Origin of the sequence: Methanobacterium sp. SMA-27 (assembly GCF_000744455.1) — an archaeon.
GTDB lineage: Archaea > Methanobacteriota > Methanobacteria > Methanobacteriales > Methanobacteriaceae > Methanobacterium_B.
In genome coordinates this window covers 197547-213987 of sequence record NZ_JQLY01000001.1, presented here as the reverse complement: position 1 = coordinate 213987, position 16441 = coordinate 197547, and the positions used below count along the sequence as shown (strand labels likewise).

The following is a 16441-nucleotide window of genomic DNA, read 5'->3' as shown; positions in this document are numbered from 1 at the left end:
AAATTTAATAAAAATTATACAAGGATTAAACATGAAATCTCTAAAAGAACTCTACAGAATAGGTCTTGGTCCCTCAAGCAGCCATACTATAGGTCCATCTAATGCAGCAATAATATTTAAAGAAAAAACATGTGATGCTTACAAATACAGGGTTATTCTTTATGGAAGTCTCGCAGCAACTGGAAAGGGCCATCTAACCGATCATGTGATAAAAACTATTTTCAATCCAGTATCATGTGAAATTGTATGGAAAAAAGAAAAAGAACTCCCATTACATCCTAATGGTATGATATTTGAAGCATACAATGAAAATGGAAAAATTTTAAAAAAATGGACAGTTTACAGTGTAGGAGGAGGAGCTCTGAGGGAGATATACCATGAAAATACCTCTAATAATGTATATCCCTTAACTACAATGACAGAACTACTTAAAATGTGTGAAAATGATGGTAAATCTTTATGGAACTATGTTGAAGATTATGAAGGGGAAGAAATTTGGAATTTCATGGGTGAAATTCTTGAAGTAATGAAAAAATCAATAGAACGTGGTATTGAAAAGGAAGGCGTACTTCCCGGAGGCCTTAATCTAAGAAGAACGGCATCCCAATATTACATAAAAGCTATGCAAACCCATAAATTCCTTAAAGAAACTGGAACTCTTTTTTCATATGCACTTGCAGTTGCAGAAGAAAATGCAAGTGGAAATCTAATTGTAACCGCACCTACATGCGGATCTGCGGGAGTGCTTCCTGCTGTGCTATTTTTTATTCAAGATTATTATGATGTAAGCAATGAAAAATTACTAAGAGCTATTGCAACAGCAGGTATGATTGGGAATATTGTTAAAAGTCATGCTTCAATATCTGGAGCAGAAGTGGGATGTCAAGGTGAAATAGGTACTGCATGTGCAATGGCTGCAGGAGCTGCTGCTCAACTTATGGGAGGAACCCCCCATCAGATCGAATATGCTGCTGAAATGGGAATGGAACATCATCTAGGGCTTACCTGCGATCCAATTATGGGATTGGTTCAAATTCCATGTATTGAAAGAAATGCAATTGCAGCTGTAAGTGCCATGGACTGTGCTTCATTTGCACTACTCTCTGATGGAAGGCATATGGTATCATTCGATGAAGTTGTAGAAACAATGGCACAAACTGGAAGAGACTTGAAAAGACATTACAGGGAAACATCAGAAGGCGGACTCGCAGTATGTTACAAGAAGAGATAGGAATCAAAGAAAAAAGTGTTTTAAATTTCATCTCTAAATAAATTATTTCCCAGATTGGAAATATCAATATTTGGCCAATATTATTTGTTGATATAATAAAGACATAAAATATATTATTTAATCAATTAATAGATTAATAGAATGCATTTATTAAGATAATGATATTCTTATTTTACTAATTCTCTTTAAGGTGCAAATGTATTCCAGAATCCATGTAGAAGAAACGAAGCATAAACTTTTCCAGTTTTAAGTTTAACATATCCCAATATCATACCTAAAAATAAGCCCAATCCTACTTTTGCTGTAAGCATTGTAATTAAAGAAAAGTTTTCATGGCTAATCCTAGGGTTTATCAAGAAAACATCAACATATCCAAGGTGCCATATCCCGAAAAGTAATGTAACAGTTATCAAGGTTATTAGTCCTCTCCTGCGAACGAACAATGAATTTGGATCTGAATTAATATAGTTGTAACCCTCAATTTTATTCCATATGTAACCTCTGAAAAGTAGTTCTTCAAACGCAGGTACTATTATTCCAAAAACAAAGCCCATTACAATTACATCAAGCTCAAATCCCAGTAAAATTGGGAGTAAAATAAGCGTAACTAAAATTAAACCTCCCAAAATATACATGATTCTTGTTCTTAAACTTATATCATCCCAGTCCAGACTTAATTCCTTTAGTGATGGCCTAAACCATAGTAACAGTAAAACTCCAACAATTATGAAAGAAATTCCATTAAGCACTTGGAAAAGTGCTAGATTTTCTCCAGGTTTTAAAGCATACCAAAGTCCCAGTATGCATACTGCCCTTAATATCTGTATAATTAGTAATGCAAGGAGAATTTTAAGTATATGAAACAAAAATGGTTTGAAATGTTTATCAGAGTGTAAAAATTTCAATCTATTGCCCCTCTTTAAATATTGAATAATATATTATTGGTAATTATCATGGTAATTATCATAATATAATTTAAAACCATTTTCTGAGTTAGTTTAACTAATAAATAAAACCTTTTTTCAGTTAGTTGTGTGGCTAAAATTTATTAAAGAATACAATGAACTTAACTTTATTTATTTTGTTGATTAAACTATATTATTCAAGAAAAATTTTATCAAAAATTATAAAGGAATTATCGCTAGGGAGGGTAATTGAATGGAAAATGTTCTTTTTATATGCGCAAGTCCACGTAAAAATGGAAATACCTCAGAAGTATTGTCAGAATGTGCCGAAATTATAGAGAACCATGGTTTGACAACTGAAACAATTTATTTAAGAGGGAAAAATATTGAGTCATGCAAGGCATGTGGGGCATGTGCTAAACTCCATAGATGCCATATAGACGATGGTCTAAACGAAATCATCGAAAAAATAAGGGAATCAAAGGGTTTCATAGTTGGTACTCCAGTATACTTCGGAACGGCCCGAGGAGACTTAATGTCAACACTTCAAAGAATTGGATATGTTTCAATGAATACCGATAGATTCCTCTCTTGGAAGGTTGGAGGACCAATTGCAGTTGCCAGGCGCGGAGGACAAACAGCCACAATACAAGAGCTTCTGATGTTTTATTTGATAAACGACATGATCATTCCAGGTTCAACATATTGGAATATAGTATTTGGAAGAGAAAAAGGAGAAGCTATCCAAGTCGAAGAGGGAATGCAAACCATAAGAAGATTCGGGGAAAATGTTGCGAATCTCATAATCAAAATAGCTTAAAATGTAATCAAAATTATATTAGCATGAAAAAAATTGGGTTTTTTTAATATGGCAGAAGGTCAACTTTATAAAAAATTCGCATTGTACTACGACAAGATATATAAAAATGTAGACTATGCTGGAGAATCTGAATTCATTAACTGGGCTGTGAATAAACATAAAACAAGTTCAGGATTTGAAATTATGGATGTAGCTTGTGGAACAGGATCACATGCAAAAATTTTAAAAAATAGTTTTAAAGTTACTGGTGTGGATATAAACGAGGATATGATTAAAATAGCACAAGATAAGGTTCCTGAAGCAGATTTTATCATTGGAAATATGAAGGATCTGAACATTGGCAAAAAATTCGATGTTATTATATGTATATTCTCGGCTATACATTACAATAGGGATCTAAAAGAACTGGATATTACATTAACAAATTTTTATAATCATATGAAAGATGGTGGAATTTTAATCTATGATCTTAGTTTCAACACAGAAAACTGGATTGAAGGCCTTGTCAGCCTTGACACTGTTGTTGAAGACAAACTTAAAATTGCAAGGATGTGTCAATCTCAGCTCAAAAATGGAATTTTCAATGCAAACTTCGTTTTCCTTGTGAAAGATGATGGTAAATTTGATTTTGATATTGATGAACATGAATTAGGTGTTTTTAAAATAAATGATGTTTCTGATCTGATGGAAAAAATAGGTTTTAAAACATTTATATACGCTGATTTCAAAGAGAAAAAATGGGAAAGTGGAGAAGGTCAGAGACCCATTTTTGTTGGAGTTAAAAATTCTAAACAAGTGGAGAAATAGTATGAGAATAGCAGTTGCAGTTTCAGACGATGAAAAGTTTACAGAACACTTTGGAAGGGCCCAGAAATTCCTTATATATGAATTTGATGGTGAAGAAACTGAATTTCTAGATAGGAGAGAATCTAAAAAGATGCCTGGAGAGAAACATCAGTGGGGAAAATCTTTAAAAGTTGTTGACGACTGTGATGTGGTTATATGCTTGCAAATAGGTATGACAGCAAAACCTGGTCTGAAGAGTGCTGGTAAAAAAATTGTTGAAGATGAAGGGCCTGTTGAAGAGGTTTTAAGCAGATTCATTAAACATGAAAAGTTCTTGAAGAAGCCATTAAACTTTTAATTTTATTCTTAAATGATGGTCAATAAATTATCATTTAAACTAAAAATAGATTACAAATCAGCTTATTAAAATTATATCAAATAAATTTAGGTGTCTAAAATGAAAGTATTAATAACATATAACTCAGTACACCGAGGAAATACTGAGAAAATTGCAAAAACCATGGCAGCTGCCATTGATGCAGATATCATGAAATATGATGAAGTAGACGGATACAATATCTTGGATTATGATTTAATTGGCTTTGGTTCTGGAATATACTATGGAAAACCAAATAAAGAATTATTAGAATTCATAGATGAATTGCCTCCTGTAAAAAGTAGAAAAGCTTTTGTATTCACAACCAGCGGTAAGGGAAATCCAGATTATACAAGTGCACTTGCAGGAAAAGTTTCATTGCATGGCTTTAAAGTTATAGGTGAATTTTCATGTAAAGCATTTGATGCTTGGGGCCCGTTAAAATTGATAGGTGGTATAAATAAAGGAAGGCCCAATACTGATGATCTTAATGCAGCAGAAGTTTTTATTAAAGGATTGATGAATGAAGAGTGATATACAACTAAATTAACCATTTATTTTTTTAAACAAAAATATAAATAATTCTAAGGATTTTTTTTAAGATATGATAAAAACTATATAAGATGAAGTCAAATTCATTATAACCTCGGTGTAGAATATAAATCCTAATACTGTTTTTAAATTTGTTACATGATCGGGTAATGGATCCTCAACAATATTTATAAAGCATGAATGAGAGTTATAATAAATGATTCTAATCTAGAGTACTTTGTTATGATTTTTAACATTATATCAAGAACATGAGATTTTTATTTATAAATTTTTTACAGGTAAAGTGATAATATGGCTAAAGCAAGACGTAGAAGAGTAAGAGATACTTGGAAAGAAAAACAATGGTACAAAATAATGACTCCTAAGGATTTTGGAGATCAAGAGATAGGTACAACCCCTGCAAGGGACCCTGAACTTCTGGTAAAAAGAAGGGTTGAATCATCACTTCGTGAACTAACAGGAGACTTCAGCAAACAGTACATAAAACTTTTCTTCGAGATAAACGGTGTTGCTGGAGACACAGCAAACACAAATTTTGTTGGACATCAAGTAACAACAGATTATGTTAGAAGTATGATAAGAAGAGGAACAAGCCGTATTGATGCAATAGTCAATATTACATCAAAAGACGGTGTGAAACTCAAAATCCATGTACTTGCAATCACAATCAAAAGGGCTAAATCTTCCCAGCAGAAGTTCATACGAGAAACAATGGAAAAAATGGTTCAAAATGCAGCTAAGGACAAAAATTTCCAAGAGCTCATTGAAGATATTTTAGGTGGTAAAATGGCATCTCACATATACCATGAGTCCAAAAAGATCTACCCTCTAAAACGTGTTGAAACCATTAAAACTCGCGTAATTGAAGATAAATAATGATGCGGGAGATAAATGTTTAATCCTCTGGAATATGTGGTCCTACTAATAGTCATAGCGCTTATTACCTATTTGAGAAAAGCTCTTGATCTATTTGGATCCATTTTCATGATTATCATGGGTATTATAATTATTTTTACAGCCGGTGCAAACTGGCTCATACTAATATTCATTTTCCTGATTCTTGGACTTATTTCTACCAATTACAAACACCAATACAAAAAGGACATAGGTATTTACGAGGGAACAAGATCCCTTAAAAATGTTATTTCTAATGGAATAGTGCCATTTGTAATGGCTGCCTTTGGAAACTATGGTGGATTTATAGGGTCAATTGCCACTGCAACAGCAGACACTCTTGCAAGTGAAGTTGGTATAACACAACAACCAAGACTAATTACAACCCTTAAGAAAGTCCCTCCAGGAACAGACGGCGGAATTTCAGTTGTAGGTACAGTTGCAGGAATTATTGGTGCAGGCATCATAGGAGTGGCAGCATATCTACTAGGAATATTTCCAGATCCCTATGTAACATTGAAAATAGCCATAATTGCAGGTACAGTAGGATGCTTTGTTGACAGTATACTTGGTGCTACGCTTGAGCGAAGGCATTATATCTCCAACGAATATGTTAATCTTATAGCCACCATAACTGGAGCCGCATTAGGCATCATCATGGTTTAGGTGATAAAATGAAAGGAATCATAATGATCATAGATGGAATGGGAGATCGTCCCATTAAAGAACTTGGATACAAAACACCCCTCGAAGCTGCATTAACACCAAATATGGATAAAATGGCAGAAAATGGAATATGCGGAATTATGGATCCAATAAGACCTGGTATAAGGGCCGGAAGTGATACGTCCCATATATCCATTCTAGGTTATAATCCCTATGAGGTTTATACAGGACGAGGTCCATTTGAAGCTGCAGGAGTAGGGGTGGATGTACTCCCCGGAGACATAGCATTCAGATGCAACTTCTCAACAGTAGATGATAAAGGAATTATCACCGACAGACGGGCTGGAAGAATTAGAGATGGAACACAAGAGATAGCCCAGACAATTAACGGGATGGAACTTGAAGAAGATGTTCAAGTAATATTCAAAGAATCAACAGGACATAGAGCTGTTTTAGTACTAAGGGGCAAAGGTTTATCTGATCAAGTTTCAGATGCTGACCCTAAACACGAAGGGAAAAATCCTAAAAAGGTTGTTGCTCTTGATGATACTGAAGAAGCAAAGAAGACTGCAGATATACTGAATAAAGTCGTTGCAAAATCTTATGAATTACTTAAAGACCATCCCATAAATATTAAAAGAATCGAATCTGGTGAAAATCCTGCTAATATAATCATCCCCAGAGGGGCTGGAGCAGTCCCTAAAGTAGAACCTTTTGGAGAAAAATACGGCCTAAATCCTGTTTGTATAGCTGAAACAGGACTTATTAAGGGAATAGCATCAATCGCGGGTATGCAGCTCATTGATATTCCCGGTGCAACAGGTGGAATTGACACCAACCTTGAAAACATTAAAAATGGCATAATAGAAACTGCATCAAAGGATTATGATTTCATGCTCATAAATGTAGATGGAGCAGATGAAGCTGGACATGACGGTGAAATGGAAGAAAAAGTTAAATTCCTTGAAAAGGTTGATGTAGTTATTGGAGAGCTAATGAAAATAGAAGATGTTTATTTTATTTTAACTGCTGACCATTCAACACCAATATCCATAATGGACCATACTGGAGATCCAGTTCCCATAGTAATTACCGGACCAGAAGTAAGGGTCGATGATGTAACAAAATTCAACGAACGAAGCACATCAAAGGGTGGTTTGTGCAGGATCAGAGGAAACAATATAATGGATATACTCATGGATCTCATGAACAGATCAACTAAATTTGGAGCATAAAGGAGTACTCAAATGACATCTGAAATTCCTAAACTCTTTGGTACATCCGGTATAAGGGGTAAAGTAGGTTATGATATAACCCTTGATATTGCAGTAAATATTGGTATGGCAATTGCTAGTTATGCAGGCGGTATTGGGAGTAAGATAGTTCTGGGCTACGACTCAAGGACATCTAATATTATGATAGAAAATGCTGTGACAGCAGGATTATTGCAATGCGGATGTCATGTTCTAAAGATTGGAATGGCACCAACTCCTCTTGTTGGTTATGCAACGATGAAACTCAAGGCAGATGCCGGCATCATGATAACAGCATCACACAATCCTCCAGAGTATAATGGAATAAAGTTATGGAATCCTGATGGAATGGCATACAGACAGGATCAGGAACGAAAAATCGAAGAAATCATCCATAAAAGAAACTTTAAAACCGTATCATGGAAAGATATTGGAAAAGTTGAAGAAGTTAAATATGTGGTTTCAGATTATATAACCGATATCATTGCCCAAGCCAATATAAAACCCGGTACAAAAGTTGTTGTAGATTGTGCCAATGGTGCAGCTTCCTATTTATCCCCTTTAATACTCAGAAAGGTTGGTTGTTCAGTTGTAGCTATTAATTCCCAACCCGATGGATTTTTCCCCGGAAGAATGCCAGAGCCCTCACAAAAAAACCTTCAGGAACTAATGAAGATTGTTAAGGCCATTGGAGCAGATATTGGAATTGCACACGACGGAGATGCTGATCGAATGATAGCCATAGATGAAAAAGGACGTATGGCTGATTTTGACAAATTACTAGCAATAGTATGTCGTGAAATTGGGGGTAAAGTTGTTACAACAGTTGACGCATCATTATGCACCGACAAATGTATGGATGAAGTTGGAGGCCATGTTATAAGGACAAAAGTCGGAGATGTGCATGTTGCAGAGGCAATAGAAGATAATAATGCACAATTTGGTGGTGAACCGTCTGGAACTTGGTTACACCCAAATTTCTGTATGTGCCCTGACGGGATATTATCTGCACTCAGAGTCATAGAATTGGTACAAAAATATGGTCCATTATCAGACCAACTAGATGCAATTCCAAGTTATCCTACCATTAGGGATAAGGTGAACTGTGAAAACTTCCAGAAAGAATTGATAATGGAAAATGTTAAGGCCAAATTGCACATTATTCTTGAAGATGTTGTTGATGTAAATCAAATAGATGGTGTCAGAATATCAATGGCTGATGGTAGCTGGGTTCTTATAAGACCCTCCGGTACAGAATCCTTCATCCGGATCACTCTTGAAGCAACTAACATTGAGAAGGCCCATATGATAAGGGACCAATGTGCTGAGTTCATTGAAGGATTGATATAATTATTTTTTTTTAAATATTTAACAATGATATATATTTTCTGATATCATATTTAGATAATATTTAGCAAATATTTGACAAACGTTTTATGATAATAGCTTAAAGATTTATTAAAGGATTGTCAAAAATTTATAAGATTTATTAAAGTAATTGACACAATTATAGTACATATCTATTTGAAATTATGCTTACAAAATAATATTTATTTGTGTTAAACAGATTTTGAGGTTTTTGTTATGAAAGCGATTATATTAACAGCAGGCGAAGGAACTAGAATGAGGCCCCTTACAGTCACTAAACCAAAAACAATGCTTCAAGTTGGGGGAAAACCAATTCTGCAATATAATGTTGAGTCGCTAAGAAATGCAGGAGTTAGCGATATAACAATGGTTGTAGGATACCGTGAAGAAGTTATAAAAAATCATTTTAAAGATGGATCATTTCTTGGTGTTAAAATAAATTATGTAACACAAGAACAAAGACTTGGAACTGCCCATGCAATAGGATCAACAAAAGACACAATCAAAGGGAAATTTATAGTTCTTAATGGAGATATAATAGTGGATCCTGTTTTAATAGAAGATCTTATACAGAAATATAATTCAAAAAGTGCGAAATCATTACTTGTACTGACAGAAGTAGATGATCCCTCATCCTTTGGTGTTGTTGAGCTAAATGGAGATAAAATTATCAATATTGTTGAAAAACCAGCTCCTGGAGAAGCACCCAGCAATCTAATAAACGCGGGCATTTATCTATTTGATGAAGATATATTCAAAGCCATTGATCTCACAAGAATATCAAAGAGGGGAGAATATGAAATTACAGATTCACTCCAAATTCAGATGGATAACAATGAAAAAGTTCTTGGAATCAAGTCAAAAAACAACTGGATAGATATTGGAAGGCCATGGGAGCTTTTAGATGTTAATGAACATTTTTTAAAGGACATGGAAACAGATATCCATGGTGAAATAGAAGAAGAAGTCACAATACATGGTCCAGTTTTTATTGGGAAAAACACCATAGTGAGATCAGGTACCTATATAATGGGACCAGCACACATTGGAGAAAACTGTGATATCGGCCCAAACACATTTATAAGGAAATATACAAGTATTGGAAATAATGTAAGCGTCGGGAATGCTGTTGAAATTAAAAATTCCATTATAATGGACAACACCAACGTGAACCATCTTACATATGTTGGAGACTCCATAATAGGATCTAAATGTAATATAGCCGCTGGTACAAATATTGCAAATCTAAGATTCGACGATGGAAACATTAAAATTAGAGTTAAAGGAAATAAAATAGACTCTGGTCGTCGTAAAATGGGTGTTGTATTTGGAGATGGTGTGAAAACAGGCATAAATAGCAGTTTTAATCCCGGGGTTAAGGTGGGTGTTAACTCGAGAATTGGGGCAGGTGCAATAGTTAGCAAGGATCTGGAGTCTAATAAAGTTCTGATACCCAAACAAGAACATAATATTATTGATAACAATAGATGATTTTATTATCCTAATTCCTGCTTAATTCATTTTTATAGAAAATTTATTAAATTAGATCGGTAAGATAAAAATGGTTTATAACAACACATTTGTATTTAAAGGTGCAGTTCTCGATGGAGAAGTGAATTTAGACGAAAAATCATCAGTATGGTTTAATGCAGTGATTAGAGGAGACATAGAACCAATAAACATTGGTAAATGTTCCAATATTCAAGATAACTGCGTATTACACTCATCTAAAGGACATCCATTGAATATCGGGAATTTAGTGTCTGTTGGACATGCAGCTGTTCTCCATGGATGTATAGTTGAAGATAATTGTTTAATTGGAATGAATGCAACGGTGCTTAACGGAGCAACTATAAAGAAAAACAGCATAGTTGGAGCCGGAGCTGTTGTTACGGGAAGCCACAAATTTCCAGAGCAAAGTTTAATACTAGGAATTCCTGCAAAAGCAGTTAGAAAGCTCGAAAAAGATGAAATTAAAAGTATAAAAGATAATGCCATAAGATACTTTAAAATGGCAAAACAAAAAAGTGATATGAATGATTAACCCAAGTAAAGTAGTAAAAAAACTTGATCCTTACGTTCCCGGCAGATCAATTGATGAAATAGCTTCTAATTATGGTTTTCAACCTGAAGACATAATAAAACTAGGATCAAATGAAAATCCAATAGGACCCTCTCCAATTGCAATAGAATCACTTAAAAAAAATCTTCACCTAATTAGCCAATATCCTGAAACAAATTTAAGTAGTTTACTCAAAGGCATTGCATCATATTCTGGTGTTTCACCAGCAAATGTTATTCTAGGCGGTGATGGTGCTGATGAAATACTCGATGTGTTAGGAAAAGCTTATATTGAACCTGGAGATGAAATTATAATCCCAATTCCAGGTTACATGTACTATGAATTTACACTTAAAATCCATGGTGCAATACCTGTCTATGCAAAATGGGACGTACCATCCAATTCTTTGGATGTTGACTCAGTAATACAAGCAATAAGTCCTAAAACCAAACTTATTTTCTTATGCACACCCAACAATCCAACAGGCGGTTTAATAAGTAAGGATGATATAAAAAAGGTCATAGAGAGTACAAATGCAATTGTAGTTGTTGATGAAGCCTATTTTGAATTCTCAGATGTAAATAACGTTGATCTGCTCAAAGACTACAAAAATGTATTCATACTCCGAACATTTTCAAAGGTACTGGGACTTGCAGGTATGAGAATTGGCTATGGATTATCAAATCCCGAGATCATAGAATATATGTACCGTGTTAAACCCGTATTTAGTCTTACAAAACTCTCAGAAATTGCAGCGACTGCAACTCTACAAGATAAGGAATATATTAAAAAATCCACCGAAGTCAGTATAGAAAGTAGAGAATTGCTTTACACATCATTGTCAAATTTTAAAAATCTCAAAGTCTTTGAGTCAAAGGCTAACTACCTCTTGGTAGATATAAGGGAAACAGGATTAACAGCCAAAGAATTGAGTGAAAATCTAATGAAAAAGGGAGTTATTGTCAGGGATTGCACCTCTTTTAAAGGACTGGATGAATATTGGATAAGAGTCAGTGTTGGAACAATTGAAAAGGATAAAAAATTCATTAAGATTCTTGATGAATTAATTGGCTAAAAAATTACAATAGGAAACAATCTACTTTAATAAATATTTTTCAGGAAGCATATAAAATCATGAATTCATTAAACTTTAAAGATGGTCAAAGTTCAATTGAAATAGGTGGAATGCTTGTTTCATCAATTGAATTTCCAGGTAGAATCTCCCTTGTTATTTTCACAGCAGGATGCATGCTAAGATGCCCTTACTGTCATAATGCAGGAATTATAGATGGGGGTAATCCAAGGAAGATCATTGAAATATTTCAAGAGATAAATGAATCGCTTGATTTCATTGACAGCGTAGTTATAACAGGTGGAGAGCCTTTAATCCAGAATATTGCTATTATTGATATTTTAAAATACTGTAAAAACCTTAAACTAGAGGTTAAACTCGATACTAATGGCTATTACCCTGAACGGCTGGAAGAGTTAATTGATCTTGTGGATTATATAGCATTAGATGTTAAAGCCCCCTTCAATAAATATAAAGAAATTATAGGCGAAGATATTGGTGAAAGGGTAAGGAAAAGTATGGAAATATGTTTACTATCTCCTGACACCTACTTAGAATGTAGAACAACCTATGTTCCTACCCTAATGAATTCAGAGGATATTGTTGAAATTGCAAAGGAAATTGATTGCGATGTTTACACGATACAGCAGTTTAAAAATACAAGTGTACTGGATGAAACTCTCAAAGAAACTCCTAGCCCATCTAGAACCGAACTTTTTGAAATCGCAGAATCGGTTAAACCATATTTAAAAAGGATAAAAATAAAAACCTCGGCATTTGGGGATGAAATAATAAAATAAGATAATAATATAAAAAAAATATTAATATAAATGGAGGGTTCCTCATACCAATTTTACTCTTTGGAAGCCGTCACGTTGAACTTATAACTGGCAAAAAAACCACTACAATCAGAAAACTTTGGAAAAAACCATTGTCTCCAGGTGATAGGTTGCATTGTTACTGGAACTTAGTTTCAAAAGAACGTAAGAAGCTTTTTGAAGCCACAGTTACCGATGTGGACGTTGTCAAGTTTGGAGATCTGATAAAAAACGATTCTTTGGCACGCGAAGAAGGATATTCTAATGCAAAGGAGCTTGAATCAGATTTTATAAAGATATATCCCGATGATACATCAGATTCTTCTTTATTTCAAGTTATTAGGTTTAAAAAGTTGCCAATTGAAAATTGGGAAGGTAAAAAAATAGATGAAAAATCCATGATAACCAAAAGAGCAGACATACTTTTTGATGTGGGTAAATTCAATAAATCTGTTGTTTGTTATAATGCTGCACTAAAATTTGATCCAAATGATGTTTACCTCCTAAATAAAACTGGAGATAATCTTTCACGTCTAGGAAGATTTGAAGAAGCAATAGAATGTTATGATAAGGCAATTAAAATCGACCCCAATAACGAGTACATATATAACAACAAAGCAATAGCCCTTTTAAACTCAAATCAACCGCAAAAAGCACTGGAATGCAGTGATAAAGCAATGGAACTCAACAGTACAAATGAATTTGTGCTTTATTGGAGAGGGTTCATTATGGAAATGCTTGGTAAGTTTGATTCCGCCCTTGAATGTTATGATATGATACTTAATATTAACCCAGAAGATCCTGATGTCTGGAATGCCAAGGGTAACATATTATCCGAACTTGAAAGAACAGAAGAAGCACTTTTTTGTTATGAAAAAGCATTAGAACTCTGTCTTGAAGAACCGCCAGATGCAGCTATGTGGAACCGTAAAGGAAATGCTTTAATGGAACTTGGAAGATTTGAGGAAGCATTAAATTGCTATGTTGAAGCTTTAAATTTAGAAAATGAAAATGATGCATTATATGTAATAAAGGAGTTGCATTGTTAGAGTTAAGCCGTTTTAATAATGCAATTGAATGTTTTAAAAGAGCATTAGTTTTAAATCCCTCCAATGAAGATGCTAGAATACTCAAAGATGAATGTTTAGAAAACCTCTGAAATATTTGAAAAATAAATCAAAAACTGAAGTTAATAAATTATAAGATATATAATATTGAATGATTTCTATGAAAGACAAATTGGAAAAGGGCAAGGATTGGTTTTTTAATCAAAAACTTCTAGTTAAATTGGCCATAATAGTTGGAGGGGCCATTATACTAATTTTAATAATTTTAACCATGTTAGGTCTGGTTTTTCCAGATGATACACCATTAACAGGTGCTGATCTTGAAAAATACAAAGTATCATGTACTGTAATAAGTTTACAAGCACTTAATAGTAATGTCAATAAATATGAAGGCCAACATGTCAATTTTACAGGCCAAATTGTTCAAATAAATCAAAAAGATGGTCAGACAAATATAGTGATGTCTGTTACACAAGTAAACGGCGGATGGTCTAATACTGATTTGATATATGTAACGTATAAATCTCAAACAAATTTGAAAAGAGGAGATATAATTACAGTTTATGGTGCTGTATCTGGAACTTATAATTATATATCAGTTACATTAGGACGTTTAGTCTTACCAAAGATAATTGCAAGAGATATTGAACTTACACCCCTTACCTCCCTAGTGGCAGTACCATTTACAACATCTGGAACTAATATTTCCAGTAACGGCACAGATAATTCTTCTGGAACTCAAAATTCAACTAATACAACAAATCCTTCAAATACCCAAACAAACACAGTTCCCTCCAACAACATCCCAGGACAACCAGAATAACAATTTGTCCTTGAAATATTATTGAAGAATATTAAATCCTCAAAAATCCATTGGGTTCCAAAGCGGTTGCAAGCATTACAGTGTTGATATCTCTGTGCTCAATCCAATTGCTGGTTCTTCTGTTTTCTTTGTCCATCCAAAATTTTTCTATGTTATTTCCAACCTCCAAATAATCTTCAAATAGGTTAATACGTTCGTTAAGAGAATTTATTTGTGATAACTCTGGATTTTTGTTTATTAATTCCACCATCATCTCAAAACCCTTCAAACCAATTGAAAGACCCAATTCTCTAAATGCTAGACGGTATTCCGCAGGATATTTCATTGGATCGTTTTTCATATACATTCTTAAGCCTAGGATAGATGAATCTAAAACCATTTCCAACAGTTCAATATTTTTTAAAACACCACTAATTATTAACTGGGTTATTCTAGTTGCATCGGATAACAAACCACCTATTCCCAGCGGATCATTGGTTGTTAAGCCCATACCTTTACATATATCCGTAATTTCGTGAATTTCATTTTTTAGATCTGATTCTGGAGATGATCCAACTTCAAAATCTTTCATCCCATTTTTTATTTCATTATATGTGATAAAACCATCTAATGGATCGTGCTGTCCCATTGAAAAAACTAAAGGACGTGTAAGATCAATACTCATCTTCCAGTACATTCTCTTCCTAGTACCATGGTCTGGTAAATAAGTAAAACTAGCATGGGCTGATTCTGCAAGTTCTAATGCCCATTTAATATATTTATTGTCTCCTGTAACTCTGGATGTGTTGTTTAAAGCATGCATCCATTTGGTAATGTAATGATAGTATTGACCATCCCTATCCCATTCTTGACTCTCGTTGATGGTTTCTTCGGACATGCGCTCATTCATTTCTTTACCTATTCGCAGTCCACCTTTGGTCGGATGTTTTTCACCCCTTTCTTCATCCAGGCCACTTATCCAACCATTTTTAGGATTATCATTTCGTTGCTTTCCTAGTGTGTGATGTACTTGATTAACAAGACGCAAAGCAATATACAGATAAACTTTGTTATTAGTCCTGTTGTAGAGTCCCAAATAATTACACACAGCAAATGCATCGGTCCATAAGTATCGTTTAGGATTTGAATTTTCAGGTTCAAGTCCTGTGTTTCTTGCAAACTGTTCCATTAATTCATTTACATAACCAGTTGAATTTTGCTTCATTTTATCCCTTAACTATTTTCAAGGATTTAAAAAAATGTTTGTAATATTATATGTGTTTAGAAAATTAATATTTCTTTCCCCATTTTTTTTTATAAAATTTCATTAATAGAAAAGTATATAAGCATATACGTATATACTTATGAAACATGATGTTGGGGATAAATTCTGAACATGGAGAGGAAGATCTTTCTGAAGAATTGGAAGAGTTATTCAAAGCTCTTGGCAATATTAACAGATTGATATTGATCTACAGCCTGGCATCAGGTGAGAAGGAAAAGTTCAGTGTTAATGAAATGGCAAAGATGATGGGTTTAACACAACCAGCAGCATCTCAACATCTTAAAATACTTAAAACAGTAAAGATCCTGAATGCAAAAAAACAAGGAAATTATATTTACTACACCTTCAACCAGAACGCCCTATTAAAACACAAAGAAAAGATTGATTTTTTATTTGGCTGTGTTTTTTCAAAGTGCAATGAATCTAAAAAATAATAATATTTAAAAATGGCAATTTTAGCCTATTTATCAAAATTACCTATCCC

Annotated in this window: 17 protein-coding genes and 1 pseudogene; 16 read left to right on the top strand and 2 right to left on the bottom strand. The window is 33.9% G+C overall.

Going from position 1 to position 16441, the window contains the following annotated elements:
* Positions 1-31: 31 nt before the first annotated feature.
* Positions 32-1231 carry an L-serine ammonia-lyase gene (locus tag DL91_RS01105; RefSeq protein WP_048192284.1) on the top strand — a complete coding sequence of 400 codons (1200 nt, stop codon included), beginning with the start codon at positions 32-34 and terminating at the stop codon, positions 1229-1231.
* A gap of 185 nt (positions 1232-1416) precedes the next feature.
* On the opposite strand, the gene DL91_RS01100 is transcribed toward DL91_RS01105, so the two are convergent.
* Entirely contained in the window at positions 1417-2136 is a 720-nt protein-coding gene (locus DL91_RS01100; protein WP_048189869.1) for a CPBP family intramembrane glutamic endopeptidase, read from the bottom strand.
* 253 nt (positions 2137-2389) lie between these two features.
* On the opposite strand from DL91_RS01100, the gene DL91_RS01095 reads away from it, so the two are divergent.
* The 14 genes and pseudogenes from DL91_RS01095 to DL91_RS01030 all read left to right on the top strand — a co-directional run bounded on the left by DL91_RS01095 (position 2390) and on the right by DL91_RS01030 (position 14693).
* Positions 2390-2956 (top strand): flavodoxin family protein, encoded by a 567-nt coding sequence (locus DL91_RS01095; RefSeq protein WP_048189868.1) that lies wholly within the window; start codon positions 2390-2392, stop codon positions 2954-2956.
* 48 nt (positions 2957-3004) lie between these two features.
* Complete coding sequence (locus tag DL91_RS01090; RefSeq protein WP_048189867.1) at positions 3005-3763, top strand: class I SAM-dependent methyltransferase; 759 nt, start codon at positions 3005-3007, stop codon at positions 3761-3763.
* Between the two features lies 1 nt (position 3764).
* The gene (locus DL91_RS01085) at positions 3765-4100 is read left to right on the top strand and encodes a NifB/NifX family molybdenum-iron cluster-binding protein (RefSeq protein ID WP_048189866.1); all 336 of its coding nucleotides are present in this window, start codon (positions 3765-3767) and stop codon (positions 4098-4100) included.
* Positions 4101-4199: 99 nt separating this feature from the next.
* A complete protein-coding gene (locus tag DL91_RS01080) occupies positions 4200-4652 on the top strand; it encodes a flavodoxin family protein (RefSeq protein WP_048189865.1) in 453 nt (150 codons plus the stop codon).
* A gap of 309 nt (positions 4653-4961) precedes the next feature.
* Positions 4962-5546 carry a 30S ribosomal protein S3ae gene (locus DL91_RS01075; RefSeq protein WP_048189864.1) on the top strand — a complete coding sequence of 195 codons (585 nt, stop codon included), beginning with the start codon at positions 4962-4964 and terminating at the stop codon, positions 5544-5546.
* Between the two features lie 15 nt (positions 5547-5561).
* Positions 5562-6230 carry a TIGR00297 family protein gene (locus tag DL91_RS01070; RefSeq protein WP_048189863.1) on the top strand — a complete coding sequence of 223 codons (669 nt, stop codon included), beginning with the start codon at positions 5562-5564 and terminating at the stop codon, positions 6228-6230.
* Positions 6231-6238: 8 nt separating this feature from the next.
* The gene (locus DL91_RS01065; RefSeq protein ID WP_048189862.1) at positions 6239-7465 is read left to right on the top strand and encodes a 2,3-bisphosphoglycerate-independent phosphoglycerate mutase; all 1227 of its coding nucleotides are present in this window, start codon (positions 6239-6241) and stop codon (positions 7463-7465) included.
* 12 nt (positions 7466-7477) lie between these two features.
* Complete coding sequence (gene glmM / locus DL91_RS01060) at positions 7478-8833, top strand: phosphoglucosamine mutase (protein ID WP_048189861.1); 1356 nt, start codon at positions 7478-7480, stop codon at positions 8831-8833.
* 234 nt (positions 8834-9067) lie between these two features.
* Positions 9068-10342 (top strand): bifunctional sugar-1-phosphate nucleotidylyltransferase/acetyltransferase, encoded by a 1275-nt coding sequence (glmU, locus tag DL91_RS01055; protein WP_048189860.1) that lies wholly within the window; start codon positions 9068-9070, stop codon positions 10340-10342.
* 70 nt (positions 10343-10412) lie between these two features.
* Complete coding sequence (locus tag DL91_RS01050) at positions 10413-10895, top strand: gamma carbonic anhydrase family protein (protein WP_048189859.1); 483 nt, start codon at positions 10413-10415, stop codon at positions 10893-10895.
* Entirely contained in the window at positions 10891-11988 is a 1098-nt protein-coding gene (hisC, locus tag DL91_RS01045; protein ID WP_048192283.1) for a histidinol-phosphate transaminase, read from the top strand. The genes DL91_RS01050 and hisC overlap by 5 nt, the downstream gene beginning before the upstream one ends.
* 59 nt (positions 11989-12047) lie before the next feature.
* Entirely contained in the window at positions 12048-12785 is a 738-nt protein-coding gene (locus tag DL91_RS01040) for an anaerobic ribonucleoside-triphosphate reductase activating protein (RefSeq protein ID WP_081882559.1), read from the top strand.
* A gap of 44 nt (positions 12786-12829) precedes the next feature.
* A pseudogene (locus DL91_RS01035) lies at positions 12830-13962 on the top strand (tetratricopeptide repeat protein).
* Between the two features lie 68 nt (positions 13963-14030).
* Positions 14031-14693: a hypothetical protein gene (locus DL91_RS01030; protein ID WP_048189858.1), complete on the top strand. Its 663-nt coding sequence runs from the start codon at positions 14031-14033 to the stop codon at positions 14691-14693.
* Between the two features lie 31 nt (positions 14694-14724).
* On the opposite strand, the gene DL91_RS01025 is transcribed toward DL91_RS01030, so the two are convergent.
* A complete protein-coding gene (locus tag DL91_RS01025) occupies positions 14725-15897 on the bottom strand; it encodes a hypothetical protein (protein ID WP_048189857.1) in 1173 nt (390 codons plus the stop codon).
* A 149-nt stretch (positions 15898-16046) separates the two neighbouring features.
* On the opposite strand from DL91_RS01025, the gene DL91_RS01020 reads away from it, so the two are divergent.
* On the top strand, positions 16047-16391 hold the full coding sequence (locus DL91_RS01020) for a metalloregulator ArsR/SmtB family transcription factor (protein ID WP_048189856.1): 345 nt from the start codon (positions 16047-16049) through the stop codon (positions 16389-16391).
* Positions 16392-16441: the final 50 nt, after the last annotated feature.

What these genes read in the sequence shown, in the direction of transcription:
- DL91_RS01030 (WP_048189858.1), top strand. Translation starts at nt 14,031, where the DNA reads ATGAAAGACAAATTGGAAAAGGGCAAGGATTGGTTTTTTAATCAAAAA.
- DL91_RS01020 (WP_048189856.1), top strand. Translation starts at nt 16,047, where the DNA reads ATGTTGGGGATAAATTCTGAACATGGAGAGGAAGATCTTTCTGAAGAA.
- DL91_RS01105 (WP_048192284.1), top strand. Translation starts at nt 32, where the DNA reads ATGAAATCTCTAAAAGAACTCTACAGAATAGGTCTTGGTCCCTCAAGC.
- DL91_RS01080 (WP_048189865.1), top strand. Translation starts at nt 4,200, where the DNA reads ATGAAAGTATTAATAACATATAACTCAGTACACCGAGGAAATACTGAG.
- DL91_RS01050 (WP_048189859.1), top strand. Translation starts at nt 10,413, where the DNA reads ATGGTTTATAACAACACATTTGTATTTAAAGGTGCAGTTCTCGATGGA.
- glmU (WP_048189860.1), top strand. Translation starts at nt 9,068, where the DNA reads ATGAAAGCGATTATATTAACAGCAGGCGAAGGAACTAGAATGAGGCCC.
- DL91_RS01090 (WP_048189867.1), top strand. Translation starts at nt 3,005, where the DNA reads ATGGCAGAAGGTCAACTTTATAAAAAATTCGCATTGTACTACGACAAG.
- DL91_RS01070 (WP_048189863.1), top strand. Translation starts at nt 5,562, where the DNA reads ATGTTTAATCCTCTGGAATATGTGGTCCTACTAATAGTCATAGCGCTT.
- DL91_RS01095 (WP_048189868.1), top strand. Translation starts at nt 2,390, where the DNA reads ATGGAAAATGTTCTTTTTATATGCGCAAGTCCACGTAAAAATGGAAAT.
- glmM (WP_048189861.1), top strand. Translation starts at nt 7,478, where the DNA reads ATGACATCTGAAATTCCTAAACTCTTTGGTACATCCGGTATAAGGGGT.
- DL91_RS01025 (WP_048189857.1), bottom strand. Translation starts at nt 15,897, where the DNA reads ATGAAGCAAAATTCAACTGGTTATGTAAATGAATTAATGGAACAGTTT.
- DL91_RS01040 (WP_081882559.1), top strand. Translation starts at nt 12,048, where the DNA reads ATGAATTCATTAAACTTTAAAGATGGTCAAAGTTCAATTGAAATAGGT.
- DL91_RS01065 (WP_048189862.1), top strand. Translation starts at nt 6,239, where the DNA reads ATGAAAGGAATCATAATGATCATAGATGGAATGGGAGATCGTCCCATT.
- DL91_RS01085 (WP_048189866.1), top strand. Translation starts at nt 3,765, where the DNA reads ATGAGAATAGCAGTTGCAGTTTCAGACGATGAAAAGTTTACAGAACAC.
- DL91_RS01075 (WP_048189864.1), top strand. Translation starts at nt 4,962, where the DNA reads ATGGCTAAAGCAAGACGTAGAAGAGTAAGAGATACTTGGAAAGAAAAA.